The 14,955-nt window shown below is 65.2% G+C and carries 13 protein-coding genes and 3 tRNA genes; 12 read left to right on the top strand and 4 right to left on the bottom strand.

The features are described 5' to 3' along the window. Positions 1-104: 104 nt before the first annotated feature. Positions 105-1,109 carry an LCP family protein gene (locus tag M2390_RS04205; protein ID WP_259177249.1) on the top strand — a complete coding sequence of 335 codons (1,005 nt, stop codon included), beginning with the start codon at positions 105-107 and terminating at the stop codon, positions 1,107-1,109. 214 nt (positions 1,110-1,323) lie between these two features. Here M2390_RS04205 and M2390_RS04210 read toward each other — a convergent pair whose 3' ends face one another. Next, on the bottom strand, positions 1,324-1,527 hold the full coding sequence (locus tag M2390_RS04210; protein ID WP_187977909.1) for a hypothetical protein: 204 nt from the start codon (positions 1,525-1,527) through the stop codon (positions 1,324-1,326). 201 nt (positions 1,528-1,728) lie between these two features. Between M2390_RS04210 and M2390_RS04215 the strand changes: the two genes are divergently transcribed. The 3 genes from M2390_RS04215 to M2390_RS04225 all read left to right on the top strand — a co-directional run bounded on the left by M2390_RS04215 (position 1,729) and on the right by M2390_RS04225 (position 5,513). Further along, on the top strand, positions 1,729-2,454 hold the full coding sequence (locus tag M2390_RS04215) for a hypothetical protein (protein ID WP_259177252.1): 726 nt from the start codon (positions 1,729-1,731) through the stop codon (positions 2,452-2,454). Continuing rightward, complete coding sequence (locus M2390_RS04220; RefSeq protein WP_259177253.1) at positions 2,451-3,260, top strand: zeta toxin family protein; 810 nt, start codon at positions 2,451-2,453, stop codon at positions 3,258-3,260. The genes M2390_RS04215 and M2390_RS04220 overlap by 4 nt, the downstream gene beginning before the upstream one ends. 297 nt (positions 3,261-3,557) lie before the next feature. After that, positions 3,558-5,513 carry a right-handed parallel beta-helix repeat-containing protein gene (locus M2390_RS04225; protein ID WP_259177254.1) on the top strand — a complete coding sequence of 652 codons (1,956 nt, stop codon included), beginning with the start codon at positions 3,558-3,560 and terminating at the stop codon, positions 5,511-5,513. On the opposite strand, the gene M2390_RS04230 is transcribed toward M2390_RS04225, so the two are convergent. After that, a complete protein-coding gene (locus M2390_RS04230) occupies positions 5,510-5,920 on the bottom strand; it encodes a VOC family protein (protein WP_259177255.1) in 411 nt (136 codons plus the stop codon). The genes M2390_RS04225 and M2390_RS04230 overlap by 4 nt on opposite strands. A 158-nt stretch (positions 5,921-6,078) precedes the next feature. On the opposite strand from M2390_RS04230, the gene M2390_RS04235 reads away from it, so the two are divergent. The 7 genes from M2390_RS04235 (at position 6,079) to M2390_RS04265 (ending at position 11,344) form a co-directional block, all read left to right on the top strand. Next, positions 6,079-7,017, top strand: coding sequence for a carbohydrate kinase (locus M2390_RS04235; protein ID WP_121689067.1), 939 nt, complete (start codon positions 6,079-6,081; stop codon positions 7,015-7,017). 242 nt (positions 7,018-7,259) lie between these two features. After that, a tRNA-Glu gene (locus tag M2390_RS04240) sits at positions 7,260-7,335 on the top strand. A 78-nt stretch (positions 7,336-7,413) separates the two neighbouring features. After that, positions 7,414-7,489, top strand: a tRNA-Glu gene (locus M2390_RS04245). Positions 7,490-7,608: 119 nt separating this feature from the next. Next, positions 7,609-7,684, top strand: a tRNA-Glu gene (locus tag M2390_RS04250). 91 nt (positions 7,685-7,775) lie between these two features. Beyond that, the gene (locus tag M2390_RS04255; RefSeq protein ID WP_259177259.1) at positions 7,776-8,657 is read left to right on the top strand and encodes a DMT family transporter; all 882 of its coding nucleotides are present in this window, start codon (positions 7,776-7,778) and stop codon (positions 8,655-8,657) included. 366 nt (positions 8,658-9,023) lie between these two features. After that, positions 9,024-10,028 (top strand): TerC family protein, encoded by a 1,005-nt coding sequence (locus M2390_RS04260; RefSeq protein ID WP_121689065.1) that lies wholly within the window; start codon positions 9,024-9,026, stop codon positions 10,026-10,028. 77 nt (positions 10,029-10,105) lie between these two features. Then, positions 10,106-11,344 carry an MFS transporter gene (locus tag M2390_RS04265; RefSeq protein ID WP_121689064.1) on the top strand — a complete coding sequence of 413 codons (1,239 nt, stop codon included), beginning with the start codon at positions 10,106-10,108 and terminating at the stop codon, positions 11,342-11,344. Here M2390_RS04265 and M2390_RS04270 read toward each other — a convergent pair. Together M2390_RS04270 and M2390_RS04275 are read right to left on the bottom strand one after the other, a co-directional pair. Continuing rightward, complete coding sequence (locus M2390_RS04270) at positions 11,341-12,555, bottom strand: NAD(P)/FAD-dependent oxidoreductase (protein ID WP_259177261.1); 1,215 nt, start codon at positions 12,553-12,555, stop codon at positions 11,341-11,343. The two genes, M2390_RS04265 and M2390_RS04270, sit on opposite strands and share 4 nt — an antisense overlap. 17 nt (positions 12,556-12,572) lie before the next feature. After that, complete coding sequence (locus M2390_RS04275) at positions 12,573-13,259, bottom strand: TetR/AcrR family transcriptional regulator (protein WP_259177262.1); 687 nt, start codon at positions 13,257-13,259, stop codon at positions 12,573-12,575. 179 nt (positions 13,260-13,438) lie between these two features. On the opposite strand from M2390_RS04275, the gene M2390_RS04280 reads away from it, so the two are divergent. Beyond that, positions 13,439-14,863, top strand: coding sequence for an MDR family MFS transporter (locus M2390_RS04280; RefSeq protein WP_259177263.1), 1,425 nt, complete (start codon positions 13,439-13,441; stop codon positions 14,861-14,863). Positions 14,864-14,955: the final 92 nt, after the last annotated feature.

Here is a 14,955-nt window from a genome sequence, read left to right on the forward strand (position 1 = left end):
CGAAACCCCCCATTGACGAGCTACTCTCCACCGCCGAGACCGAGGTCCCCACGCGGGCCGAGCAGCGGGCCGCGAAGAAGCCGTGGACCCGCACCCGCAAGATTGTGGTGTGGTCCACCTCCTCGATCCTGGCGATCCTACTGATCGGTATCGCGATTGCCGGATCGTATGTGGCGAGCCTCGCCGACACCTATAACAGCAACGTCACCGTGCTGCCCAGCGCCGAAACCTTCCCCCAGGAGGAGTCGCGGCCGCCGCAGGCCACCGACGGGTCCCGCAACATTCTGCTGCTGGGATCGGATTCCCGCGGCGATGCGACCATCGCCGGTGAGGACACCGGGAGCAACCAGCGCTCGGACGTGCTGATGCTGGTGAACATCGCGGCCAACCGCAAGGACGTGACCGTGATGTCGATCATGCGTGACCTGTGGGTGCCGATTCCCGGCCACGGCGACGCCAAGATCAACGCGGCCCTCGCCTGGGGAGGTACGCCGCTCGTGGTGGAGACCGTGGAATCGATGCTGGGTGTACGCATCGACAACCTGGCGATCATCGACTTCGAGGGGTTCCGCGGCATGACCGACGCCCTGGGCGGCGTGGACGTCAATGTGGAAACCGGCTTTTTCCGCAAGGACGAGAACATGACCTTCCCGCAGGGCATGAACCACCTCGACGGCGTGCACGCCCTCGGTTTTGTGCGTGAGCGCTACGCGTTCCCGACCGGTGACTTCCAGCGGGTGCGCAACCAGCAGCTCTATTTGCAGGCGCTGGGTTCCGCACTGCTGAGCAAGGATACGCTGACCGATCCCACCAAGATCTCCAACTTTGTGACCGAGACCTCGAAGTTCCTCTCGGTGGATTCGGGTTTCGACTTCCCGACGATGGTTGAGCTGGGGCTCAGCCTGCGCGATCTGCGGGCCGAGAACATCCACTACTTCACGATGCCCACCGCCGGGACCGGCTGGTCCCCGGACCACAAGCAGTCCATCGTCAACCTGAATTCCGCCGCCATCCCCGCCCTGCGCGAGGCCATCGCCCACGACACCGTGGCCGACTATGCGGCCAAGGTTGCCGCGGGAACAGCGCCGGGCATCGCCCCGGCTAAGTAGCTGGTAGCTGGTTAAATGGCGGATGCGTTGGCTGGTGGGGTGAGGGTTAAATGGCGGATGCGTTGGCTGGTGGGGTGAGGGTTAAATGGCGGATGCGTTGGCTGGTGGGGTGAGGGTTCGGGGTGAGGGTTAAATGGCGGATCCCCGGGGGAGGGAAAACCCGGGGATCCTCTTCATCCCGATTCATCCCGAGTTCACCCGGGGAAGCGGGGGCTTATGAGCCGGCGAGCGGCGAGTGCAACCGGACGGCGGCGTTGTCGAGATGGCTGGTCGGGGCGAACCGCTCGGGCAGGGTGCCGGAGGTTTCGGCGGCGGTGTCCATCGGCAATGGGATGGAAACCACCGAGGTGGTGCCGCACGTAATTTCGAGCGACCAGGCGAAAACGTCGGAGACGGCGGAGCTGGGAAGAACGGACATTGGGTGACCTCCTGTGGTTGTATCCCCATTCAACGTGATGACCGGTTAAGTCAGCGTTAACACACTGAAATCCTCTGTGTCCGTCGACGGTGCAAGCATGGCGGCCCCGGGGGAGTGGCCGTTTGCGGTGATCGATTATTTTCGGCCGCGAGGGCCGCGGTCGGCCTGCTCGCTGGTAAATTCGGGGGTGGAGGTGCCATCATGGCCGATCACGGGCAGGACAACGAGGATCAGACTCCGGAAACCGACTCGGAGAATACCCCGGGGCGTAAGCCGGAGCGAACCCCGGATGTGCGGCGCACGCCGCCCTGGGGGCGCGAGGGGGAGCGCCGTCGTCCCGGCAGCGGCGAGGATGTGCGCCGCGACCTGCGCCGGATGATGCAGCAGGCCGACGCCGCAGTACCCGACGCCGCCGTACCCGGCGACCCAGGCCCCGGCACGCATGAGCCGGGTGCTCACGGCCCCGGGTCCCATGAGTTCGGTGATCGCCGCCGCGGACGCCGCGAGGGTGGACCCTGGGCCCCGGGTAATGAGCGGCGCGGGTTCGCCGACCTGCGCTTCACTCGCGGGGTCTTTGCGCTGAGCGATCAGGGCTGTAGCGCGCAGGAGATTGCCGATCGGCTCGAGGTTCCGGTGGAGGAGATCACCCGCCGGCTCGCCCGCCGCGAACTCTATCGAGGATCGGTGGACCTGCGCGACATCGTGCTGGATCGTCAATCCGGCACGATCACCACCGAGGAAATGATCCGCCGGCTGAGCGCCCTGAGCCTGACCGCCCACACCCCGGGCACCCGCGGTGCCTACGATGGTGCGGCGAGTGCCACCGGAACCGCGCGTCAGCTGATGGCCGTGCTGCGGGATGGGCTGATCACCGAAGCCGAGTATGAGGCCGTGCGTCAGGCCGCCGCGCGGCGCAGGGCCCGGTGAGCGCCGCCCGAGAGCGGGTCGCCGCACAGTTGGAGCAGGTGCTACAGCGCGACGGACTCGACAATCCCTGGGGTGATCGCGAGGACGCCTCGACCCGCTGGATCTTTGGCGACGGCTTCCTCTATGACACCTCCCGACTGCGCTTTCAGGAAGACCTCATCGCGACCGCCCGCGACCGTAATCCCGGCTCGTTTGGGGGAGTACTTGCCGCCGTGGTGACCGCCGGTCCGCCCGGGGCGGGGAAATCCACCGCGCTGGCCAGCGACCCGCGCCTGGCCGGTTTTCGCGATATCGACGCCGACGACTTCAAGGACGCCCTGCTGCTCGATGCGCGGGATCGCGGCCTGTTGGATCACTGGTTGAGCACGAGCCTGGACGATGGCCGCCCGATTATGCCACGTGAGTTGGCGGGGTTTGTGCACGCCGAGTCCACGGCGATTGCCGATGCGATGCGGGAGGCCTGCCTGATCGATGGCGAGAATATCGTCATTCATGGCACCCTCTCCAGCATCGACTATGTGGGTGCGTTGCTGGCCGAGCTGGATGAGTTCGGATACGAGCAGCTGATCATCTACGACGTCGAGGTACCCGCCGAGGTTGCCGTGGAACGCGCGCTGGACCGTTGGTGGAGCGCGCGCGAGATGGGTACCGATCCACTGGGTGGCCGTTTTGTGCCGCCCGCCGGGATTCGTGCGTACTACCCGGATGATGCGGCTCACGCCGTAACCGCGGCCAATGCTCAGGCGCTGCATGATCGCGCCTATCGACTCGGCTGGGACGTGGATCTGACGATTGTTGCCCCCTAAAAGTCGAGAGAACATAAGGATCGTTCTGCGCTGTTGGATACCGCCGCGATCACCAGGCCGCAGGGGCTGATCTGAGCGCGTTCCGGGCACGCCGTCCCCGACCCCTGTTTTGACACGTCAATGACGTGTCGAAACAGGGGTCGTTGTGCGGCATCGGGGTTCCGCGGCACCGGGCACCGTGAACTCGGCGATCGAACCGCACCGGACTCCGTGAACTCGGCGATCCAGCTGCATCCCTGGTCAAAATACAAAATGATTGTTATTCTTGCGCCACACGCTGACGTTCAGGGGGAACGCATGAAGACCAAAATCGCTTCGCTCGGGGTTGGAGCACTGGTTCTCAGTGCCGCGGTGCTGATGCCACAGAACGCCTTCGCCGCCGAAACGACGGTCACCAGCGCCGTGGACGGCGAGCCCGGATCGCTGCGGAACCTGATCGAGCAGGCAAATGCCGAACCCGGCGCGCACACCATCACGATTCCCGCGGGCATGACGGTTCCGCTGAGCGGCGCCAAAATCGAGGTGACCGGCAACGTGACCGTGATGGGAGCCTCGACGCGTCCCACCATTCTCAGCGACACCGGCTTTGACCCGAACGACCCCCTGTTTCACGTGGTCCCGGGCGGATCCCTGAGCATCTCACAGGTCAACCTCGACGGCACCTCGCTGCGAATGACCGGCATCAAGGGAGAATACGGCGCCGGTGAGGTGCACGTCTCCGATGTGGATATCCGGCAGGCCGGCACCGGTATCGAACTGGGTGATGTTTCAGCCCCCACAACCGTGGAGCGCGTCCGGTTTTATGGGGGGTGGGACGGCATCAACATGGCACACGTATCGGGAACTTCGGGATTCACCGTGCGCGATTCCGTCTTCACCGGATTGCAGGGACGCGCCATCTATATGGGTGGTGTCAGCCCCGGAGGAAACGCGGGCGTGGTCCTGAGCGGGAACGTGTTCCGAAACATCGGCAACGGTTTCCAGGGCGACCGGGTGATTACGGTGGCCGGAATCGACGCGACCACTCTGGGAAACACCCCGGCCGTGGACATCCGGGACACCCAGATCGAGGGCACACTCATGGATCAGGAGCTCGGTTCGATTATCGCGATTGGCTCCACCGCCCAGTATCCCGCCGGAAGCACCACCCCCACCGTACGCATCGCGAACACCTCCGTGGTGCGCACTGGCAACGTGGCCCTGATCAGTGCCCAGACCCTGGATTCAAACGATCGTATCCGGATCGAAAACACCACGATTATCGGCCCCACCTCGGCACCCGTCCTCTTCAATATGGCACCGGATGAGGATCCCGCCTATCTCACCATGCTCGATATCGATCACTCGACCATCCAGGGCACGCTGCACAGTTCACCCGCGGAGCGTCTGCGGGTGAGCCTGGATAGCACCGTGGTGGATAGCGGTGTTCTGCCCACCTTCAACGCCCCGCTGGAGCGGACGGCTGTGGCCAGCGTGCTCACCGTGGCGGATCCCGAGCTCTCATCGGGAACGCGCGTGATCCCCTCCGCGGACCTGGGTCTGTTGCCCCCGACCCCCGGTCCCAACGGGATGCAGGAGCGGCTCCTGAACCCGGACTCACCCCTGCTGAATGAGGGAACCCCCACCTCGGTGCTGTCGACGGATCAGCGTGGGAGGGCCCGGGTGTCCGGTCCGTCCAGCGATGTGGGCGCGGTGGAAATGCAGTATGCGACGCTCAGCGTGGCCGACGCCGGAGACGTGCCCGCGGGCTCCGATGCGAAGTTTGTGGTGAGCATCTCCACACCCGGTGAGCTCCCCGTCGCCGCCGAGGTTGAGACCCGGGCCGGAAGCGCCCAGGCGGATGTCGACTTCAGCACCCTGCGGCACACCCTGACCTGGCCCGCCGGGGAAACGGACGAGCAGGCGGTGGAGGTTCCCACACTGGTACGCCCGGGCAATCACGGCAGCACCTTTGAGCTCGCTGCCGGGACCGTGAGTGGGGCGAGCATCCTGCGTCCGGTCGGAACCGCGCGGATTGTGGAGACCGCATCGCCCACACCCACCGGACCCACACCAACCGGTGAGGCGACGGCCGTCGCCCCGACCCCGGGAGTGAGCCCGACGGATCCCGCGGTAGCCGGGGGAGGAACCCTGGGTCAGACCGGTCTTTCGGGCGGTCCGTTCTGGGGTCTGGGTGGCGCGGCCGTGCTCCTGCTGATCGCCGGAGCCGGAGCCCTGTTGCGGCGTCGAAGGGGCGTAGCCGACCTCGGTTAGCTCGCGGAGTGCGCCGAGGAAAGCGGCGCGAAGAGGTCGATCGAGTTGCCGTCCGGGTCGAGGACGGTGGCGTAACGCTGGCCCCAGGGGGCGTCCCACGGCGCCACATGCCCGGGGTATCCGGCCTCCTCGAGTCGAGTGAAGGTGGCATCCACCTCGGCGGGGGAACCGTGGGCGAAGGCCAGGGCGATGCGGTGTCCGCCGGTGGGCACCGCATAGTTCGGGTCAAACGAGCGAATCACCTCGACGGTGTCCCAGGCCAACGTTGTTCCGTCCGGGAGGACCGCATCCACGTGGGGCGCGGTTTCCGCGCCGGCGGGGATATCGACCCCGAGAGCACGGTAGAAGGCCAGAGCCGCGGGCATGTCCGAGGTGACGAGTCCGATGAATCCAAGTGTGAGTGTCATGCACCCAGGCTAGTCCGAGCCGGTGTCATTACGGGGAACAGAACGGACGTGTGTGCGGCGATCGCAGACAGCTGTCAGTTCGCGGAATACCGGGGTGGATATACTCAGAGGGATCGCGGATACCACCCGGTAGCCTCGCGAGATGAAGTGGAGCGTTCGTGGTTGTAGCGGTAGTGGGCGAGGCCCTGATTGATCTCATTCAAGAGGCGGATGGGCGTTACCGCCCCACGCCCGGAGGTGCCCCGGCAAACGTCGCCATCGCACTGACCCGACTGGGCATCAACACCCGCTTCTTCGGACGCCTCGGAAACGACCGCTTCGGTGCCCTCGTTGGGGAGAATCTGCGCCGCAACGGCGTCGCCCTCGACGACTGCGTCCAGGCCTCCGAACCGACCTCCGTGGCCGTCGCCAATCGGGGACAGGGTGGTGCGGCCGAGTACTCCTTCTATATCAACGGCACCGCCGACTGGCAGTGGACAGATGCCGAACTGGCCGCACTCGGCAAGGGTGCCCGTGCACTGCACCTCGGATCGCTCGCCGCGATCATGGAACCGGGTGCCTCGGTCATCGCCGAACACGTCGAGAAAATCTTCGCCGCCGGCAAAACCCTGATCTCCTTTGACCTCAACCTTCAGCCGAGCCTCGGGGTCTCGCGGGAACGCGAACACGAGCGGGTCTCCCGCCTGGTCGCCTCCGCCCACATCGTCAAGACCAGCGTCGGCGATCTGCGCTGGCTCTACCCCGACCGTCTGCCCGGCGAGGTTGCCGAAATCTGGTCCCGCTCCCGCGCCGTGGTGTTGACCCGGGGAGGCGACGGGGTGAGTCTCTACCGTCCCGGCGTCCGGCCGGTCGACGTGCCCGCGCGCCCCACCACCGTCGTGGACACCGTCGCCGCCGGCGACACCTTTGTCGCCGCCCTGCTCTACCGTTTGCTCAGTGGTGTCGGCAAGGACCCGGCCGCGCTGCTGCGTCAGGGACCCACCGAATGGATCGAACACCTGCGCTTCGCCAACGCCGCCGCCTCCCTCGCCTGCGAGTGGCCCGGGGCAAACCCGCCGATGCTCAGCGAAGTCAATCGCGCCTTTGACGGCAACTAGCCCGCAGACAGCCTCGGAACCGAGCCGAGTCCTTTGGCGACGGCAACTAGCCCCAACCTCTACGTCAGCTTCGGCGACACGCCCACGGGTGTGTCGCCGAAAACTGTTTTGGCTGGTTTTGGGCCAAATACGTCCCCGTGAATTCGCGGTGAAAGGCCCCCAAACACGCCCGCTGACGGGGCGTGTTGCGGCTCGATTTGTGTCCACCTCGAATCCCGTGGCATACTTTTACACGTTGCTTCGGTCCCATCGTTTAGCGGCCTAGGACACCGCCCTCTCACGGCGGCGGCACGGGTTCAAATCCCGTTGGGATCACCATCGCAATCACCTCGAGCAATCGGAGTGTGAGCAGGTAAAACGAAGTTACATAGCAGTGATGTGTACATGACTGTGTTTGGTCCCATCGTTTAGCGGCCTAGGACACCGCCCTCTCACGGCGGCGGCACGGGTTCAAATCCCGTTGGGATCACCACTAAAGCGGGTTTTCATCTCAGGATGAAAACCCGCTTTGTGTTTGTCTGCGCGTAAGCGCCGGCGACACGCCGGATTTTTGCCCGGCGGTGGTTGTGTGTCATACTTATCAGGTAGTTCGGTCCCATCGTTTAGCGGCCTAGGACACCGCCCTCTCACGGCGGCGGCACGGGTTCAAATCCCGTTGGGATCACCACACTGAAACTCCCTCGGTTTATCCGGGGGAGTTTTGCTTTGCGCCGATGCACACCCGATGGCTCGGCCCGATCATCGAGTGAGGAATCTGAATGAGCGCTGCCGCATCGTCCAAGGGCCGTTTGACCGGAGTGGCCCTGGTCCTCGCCGGTATGGCCTGTCAGGACGTGGGTGCGGCCTTTGCGATCCTGGTGTTCCCCCAAACCGGTGCACTGGGAATGGTGGCCCTGCGGATGGGGTTCTCGGCTATCCTGCTGCTCCTGATCGCACGACCCAGCCTGCGTGGTCGCTCCCGGGCGCAGTGGCTCACGGTCCTGGGCTTCGCGTTCTCGCTGATGCTGATGAACGCGCTGTTCTACCTGGCGATCGAGCGGATACCCCTCGGCCCAGCTGTCGCCATCGAGGTGCTTGGTCCGCTGACCCTCTCGGTGATTACCGGTCGCGGTCGGATGCGCTGGCTGTGGGCCGCGCTCGCCCTGGCCGGCGTCGCACTGCTCGGCCACGGGGGATGGGGCACGATGGACCCCATCGGTGTGCTGCTGGCGCTTTCGGCCGGCGTGATGTGGGCACTCTACATCGTGACCTCGGCCCGCACCGGGGCGAGTTTCCAGGGGTTGGATGGCCTGGCGATCGCCATGACCATCGGCGCGGTCATGATCCTGCCCTTCGGCCTGATCGCATCCGAGGGCGCGGTTCTTGCCCCGCAGATCCTGGCGCTGGGCCTCCTCATCGCGATCATGTCCTCCACCATTCCCTACGCGGCCGAGCTCAACGCGCTGCGTCGGTTGCCCACGGCCGTGTTCTCGGTCCTCATGTCACTGGGGCCGGTCGTGGCTGCCCTGGCCGGACTGTTTGTCCTGGGGCAAACACTGGGGCTGTTTGAGGCGTTGGCGATCGTGCTGATCGTGTGCGCGAGTGCCGGAGCCGTCCAGTCCTCGCGGCCGCGTCAGGCACCGCCCACCCTCGACGTCTAGACGCCACCACTCCGGTGTGGCGAATATTCGCTTCCGGGCATGGAGGGAAAGCACACACTCACGCGATACGTTCGGCGAGATGGGCTTCCACGGCCCGTTGAACACGGGGGTTTCGGGGGAAGCTCCCGGTTCGTGAGGCTCCGATATGCCGACGGGGGAGAGCGGTCATCGGAGCCTCACCCATTCCCCGCTGTGCATCCCGCGGTGGATACGATATGCTGATCCACGCGAAGGGGAGTATCCCATCTCGCCGCGATCGTCATCACGATCCACCACGACGGTGGGTCCGGGCGCGGCGGCAGTTATCTAACTGCGGGAGAGACTTTCACGGCTTTGCCCTACCCGGGCATCATCGTGAAGGATAAAATGCACCCCCAGTTACCGCTTCTCTTCGAGATCATCACGTGTGTGGTTCTCGTCCTGGTCCTCGTGGCCGATCTGCTCATCGTCACCAAGCGCCCGCACATTCCCTCGATGAAGGAATCCGCCCTGTGGGTGAGTTTCTATGTGGCCCTGGCCCTGATCTTTGCGGTCCTGATGTACTTCCTCGCCGGGCACGAGTTTGCCGGCCAGTTTGTCGCCGGTTGGCTCACCGAGTACTCACTCTCGATCGATAACCTCTTTGTGTTTGTGATCATCATGGCCCGCTTCTCGGTGCCACGAAAGTTCCAGCAAGAGGTGCTCATGGTGGGGATCATCATCGCCCTGGTGCTCCGCGGAATCTTCATCCTCGCCGGTGCCGCGCTGATCGAAAACTTCTCCTTCATCTTCTACCTGTTTGGCGCCTGGCTGCTCTACACCGCCTGGCAGCAGGCGTTTGGCCACGACGGCGAGCAGGAAGATAACCGCTTCACACTGTGGCTGAAGAAGCGGATGAAGGTCGCCGACGACTACGACGAGAACAAGCTGCGCACCACGATCAACGGCCGTCGCTACTGGACCCCGATGATCATCGTATTCATCTCGATCGGCACCACCGACCTGCTCTTCGCGCTGGACTCGATCCCCGCGATCTTCGGCATCACCCAGAGCCCCTTCATCGTGTTTACCGCCAACGTGTTTGCGCTGATGGGTCTGCGTCAGCTCTACTTCCTGCTGGGTGGTCTGCTTGAGCGCCTCGAGTACCTCAAGTACGGGATCGCCTTCATCCTGGCCTTCATCGGCGTGAAGCTGGTGCTGCATGCGATGCACGAGAACGAGCTGCCCTTCATCAACGGCGGACAGAGCTTCGAGTGGGCCCCGGAGATTTCCACCTGGACCTCGCTCGCGGTCATCCTCGCCTCGATGGCCATCGCCACCGTGGCCAGCCTGGTGAAGTCGCGCAATAAGCCCAAGGCGGAGGTCTCCGCGGGCGACTCGGACCAGCACTAGTCACGACACCCCGGCACGGCACCTCCCTAACGAGCGGTATTCTGAGGAGATTGTTTGATTTCCGAAGAAGGGGTGCCGTGCCGCATCGTTCCGCCGTTCCGCGCGAAGTATGGGTGCTGGTAGCCGCCTCGTTTGTGATTGCCCTGGGGTACGGGATCGTCGCACCCGTGCTGCCGCTCTACGCCCAGCGCTTCGGCGTGGGCAATACCGAGATATCCGCGGTGGTGAGTGTGTTTGCCGCCATGCGGCTGATCTTCGCCCCCGCCTCGGGTTGGCTCGTTCAGCGCTTCGGTGAGAAGCACATCTACATTTCGGGCCTGCTGATCGTGGCCATCAGCACCGGCGCCTGCGCGTTTGCGGGGGAGTACTGGCAGCTGGTGGCGCTGCGCGCGGTGGCCGGTATCGGATCCACGATGTTTACGGTGTCGGCGATGGGCCTGCTGATTCGGATCAGCCCGGCCAGCATGCGTGCCCGCATCTCCAGCCTGTATTCGGGCAGCTTCCTGATTGGTGGTGTGGCCGGACCGATCCTCGGTGCCCTGGCCGCGCCCTTCGGGCTCCACGCACCGTTTGTGATCTACGCGATCGCGCTGTTTGCCGCCTGCGCCGTGGTGGCGCTGGCCCTCGGTCGGGTCCAGGTTCCCGTGGGGACCGAGCCCGGCGGCGTGGCCGGGACCGGCGTGGACGTACGTCCCGTCCTGACCCTCGCCGCCGCCTGGGCCCGCAAGCCCTACCGTGCCGCCGTAGCCGCCAACTTCGCCAACGGCTGGACCGCCTTCGGGGTGCGTGTGGCCCTGGTTCCTGTGGTCATGGCCGCCTTTTTCCCCGGCACGGCCTCCGCGGCGGCTCTGGCGCTGACCACCTTCGCGCTGGGTAACGCGGCGATCATCCTGCCGGCCGGACGCTGGTCCGATCGCTACGGTCGTCGCCCCTTTATCATCGGCGGCATGGCCCTGGCCGGGGTTGCCACCGCACTGTTTGGGTTTGCCGACAACCTGGTGATCTCGCTGATTCTCTGTGCGATCGCCGGGGTGGGAACCGGACTGTGCGCGCCCTCGCAGCAGGCCGTGGTGGCCGATGTGGTGGGGCGTCATCACCGCGGTGGGCCGGTTCTGGCCACCTTCCAGATGGTGTCCGACCTCGGCGCGGTGATCGGTCCGCTGGTGATCGGTGCCCTCGCCGACCTCGTGGGCTTCGGCCCGGCGTTTGCGGTGACCGGGGCACTTCTGGTCCTGGGGGCGATCGTCTGGACCTTCACCCCGAACGAGCCCGAGCGCACCGAAACCGGCGCGATCGACGTGGTGCCGCGGGTTTAGCCTCGGCCCGAGTCCGGTGAGCCTGTGCCTATTTCGCCTGTGCCGGTCCAGTTTGTGCCGGGCTCGGTGTCTCCGGCGAACCGCGTGAACATCTCGACCAGGGGGCGCGGGGAATCCTCGCTGAACATCATCTCCAGGCTCTCGGCGGAGTCCCCGGCAGCCTCGGCGGCACGCGGGAACAGGGCCGCCTCATAGGAGGAGAGGGCCGCTTCGATATCTTCGGGATGCTTGATGATCGCCTGTGCGAGCTCGGAGGCGTCGTACATGGCGATGTTGGCACCCTCGCCGGCGAACGGGCTCATCACGTGCGCCGCATCGCCCAGCAGGGTCACCCCGGGGACGCGGTCCCAGCTGATGCCCACCGGCAGGGCGTTGACCCGGCGCGGGGTGAGCGCGGTGTCGGCGTGGGCAATCAGGCCGCGCAGCGACTCATCCCAACCCTCTAAGCGATCCAGAACCGCGGCGGTGGATGCTGCGGCATCGTCCCAGTCCACCGTGTCGATCCAGGACTCGGGGACCTGGAATCCCACGTAGGTGTGCAGTGAGCCGTCGGTTTCGCGGTGTCCGAGGATTCCGGTGTTACCGCGGAAAGACATCATCATGCCGCCGCCCATTGCCGCAGCCTCGCGCGGGTGACGGGTATCGGCGTCGTGCAGATCGGCCTCGATGAACGAGATGCCGGTGTAGGACGGGGTCAGGTCGGTGAGCAGCGGGCGCACCTTGGACCAGGCCCCATCGGCACCGATCAGAAGGTCGGTGGTGATGACCTCACCGTCGGTGAACTCGATCGCATGGCGTCCGGGATGTCCGGGGACCTCGCTCACCGAGCTAGCCTTGCGGCCCCAGCGGATGGTGTCCGCGGGGAGGGAATCGATCAGCAGATCACGCAGCTGGCCACGCTCGACCTCGGGACGGTTGAGCTCGCCATCATCCTCCTGCTCCACCAGTACGTTCGCGGTGTGATCGAGGATGCGCATCGACTCCCCACCCGGGTGAATCAGGTTGGTGAAGGGCTCCCAGAGGCCCGCGGCGCGGATGGCCAGCTGGCCGTTATAGGTGTGGATATCCAGCATGCCGCCCTGAACGCGGGCGTGACGGTCCGGTTCGAGGTCGAAGACGGCCGCCTCGATGCCGCCGAGGTGCAGGACGCGGGCGGCGGTGAGTCCGCCCAGGCCGCCGCCAAGAATAACGATGGGGAAGTGTGTGGTCATGAGGGTGTTCCTTTGGATTAGAGGGGGAGTGGGGTCGCCGTGATTCCGGCGATCAGTGCGCGAATGGCCCAGGATGCTCGCTGCTCGGGGGTGCCCGAGAGGAGCAGTTCGGCGTGTTCGGCGATGTGCGGGACCTCGCGGGCGTCGGCCTCACGGATGGTCTTGTTGATGGAGGCCACCACGTCGGGGGCAAATGCTCCGGCGTAGGTGTCCTCGGGGGTGGGTGCGCTGTGCTCGGCGGCACTCGCGGTGGCGTGCTGCACCAGGATGTCGGCACCCCAGGCGGCTCGGTCGGCGGCGACGCCACCCTCCAGCAGCAGGCCGAGTACCCGGTCAAACAGCCTCACCGTATTGGGGCCCATGGGGCGCAGCTGGAGAGCCGAGCGGGCCAGTCCGGGATAGCTGAACAGGAGGTGGCTGTAGGCACCGAGCAGCGCTTCCAGCCGCTCTGCCCAGGTGCCCTCGGGATCCGCGGGCAGGGTGCCGGTCAGCTCGTCGGTGACGGCCGCGTGCAGCTCCGCGGTGTTTGCGATGTAGACGTACAGGGATGCTGGCCCGGTGTCGAGGGCGTTTGCCACGCGACGCATGGTGGCCTTGGCGAGGCCCTCGGTCTGGGCGATCTTGATCGTTTCGGCGATGATCCACTCCCGCGACAGTGGGGGCTTTGCGGGACGTTCGCGGCGACTGCCAACTGATGATGTCATGCTCACACCCTAGAACGAACGCGTTCGCTCCGGCAAGCGGATTCGGTGGATTCTCAGAAACGAACATATTCGTTGCGAACGCGTTCGTTAATCTATATGGTGCTTAAACGAACGTGTTCGTTGAGTCTGCGCGCCATCGTGGCGCGCCCCGAATACGCCCCGAAAGGCAGCGCATCACCATGAGTACACTCGGCACCCTCCCCAAGAACGACACCCGACATATCGGCCTCGCCATCCTCGGCGTCATGTTTGGTCTCCTGCTGTCCATGCTGGACGGTTTCATCGTGGGGACGGCGATGCCCACGATTGTGGGTGAGCTGGGGCGCTCGGACCTGCTGGCCTGGGTGGTCACCGCCTATGCGCTCACCACCGCGGTCAGTACCCCGATCTGGGGCAAGCTGGGTGACCTATTCGGTCGCAAGCGCATGTATCAGCTCGCGGTCATGCTCTTCATCGCCGCGAGTGTGCTTGCCGCCCTGGCTCCCACAATGGAGCTCCTGATCGCCGCCCGCGCGCTCCAGGGTATCGGTGCCGGTGGCCTGGCAGTGAGCGCGTTTGCGGTGATCGGCGACCTGGTACCACCGCGCGAGCGTGGAAAATATCAGGGACTGACCGCCATCGTGGTGGCCACCGGAACCATCGGTGGTCCGCTTGCCGGCGGGTTCATCACCGAGGCATTCGGCTGGCGTTGGGCGTTTATGATCAACCTACCGCTGGGCATCATTGCAATCCTCTGGACGGCCATTTTCCTGCGTCTGGCGAAGGCTCCCCAGCGTCGCGTGCGCATCGACTGGCTGGGTGCGGTGCTGCTTGGAGCAGCCGTCTCGGCCATCGTGCTGCTCACCACCTGGGGTGGCACCGAATTCGCCTGGGCATCCTGGCAGACGGCAACAATGATCGCCTTCATCGTGGTCGCGTTTGTGGCGTTTGTTCGCTGGGAGCTGCACACGTCCGAGCCGCTGGTACCGCTGCTGGTATTTCGCAATCGGAGCTTTACGATGGCAAGCATTCTCGGGTTCATGTCCGGAGCGGTGATGTTTGCATCCGTGCTGTATCTGCCGCTGTTCCAGCAGGGGGTGCAGGGGGCGTCGGCGAGTGAGTCGGGGCTTCAGTTGCTGCCGATGATGGTGCCCGTGGTGATCGTCTCGATCATTGCCGGACGCGTGATGACCAGGACCGGGCGGTACCGAATCTTCCCGATTATCGGGTCGGCGTCGATGATCATCGGTGGGGCGCTGCTATCCACGATGACCGCGGATACCACCTGGCTGGTCACGGGTGCGTTCATGGTGTTCATCGGGATCGGATCGGGTCTCACTCAGCAGATGACCACGACGATCGCCCAGAACAGCGTGGAACAGCGTGATATTGGCGCGGCCTCGGGAATCGTCACGCTGCTGCGCACACTCGGCGGGTCCATCGCCGTGGCCGTATTCGGATCGATTGCCGCCGCGCACACGGCGGGGCTGACCGGGCATGCCCTCGCGGTCGGGGTGGCCGAAAGTACTCAGATCATCTTCCTGATCGTTGCCGCGCTCTCGGCCATCAGCCTGCTCGCGGCATTCGCGATCCGGGAGGTCCCGCTGCGCGGCCGCGCGGGGTAGGTGCCGCGCATATCCGGGAGAGGAGCCGACACCTCGGCATCCCGCAAGCGCGCTGTGATGGCGTGAAGCACCGGCATTTGTCAGATTGGAAT

Origin of the sequence: Mycetocola sp. BIGb0189, assembly GCF_024810155.1 — a bacterium.
GTDB lineage: Bacteria > Actinomycetota > Actinomycetes > Actinomycetales > Microbacteriaceae > Mycetocola > Mycetocola lacteus.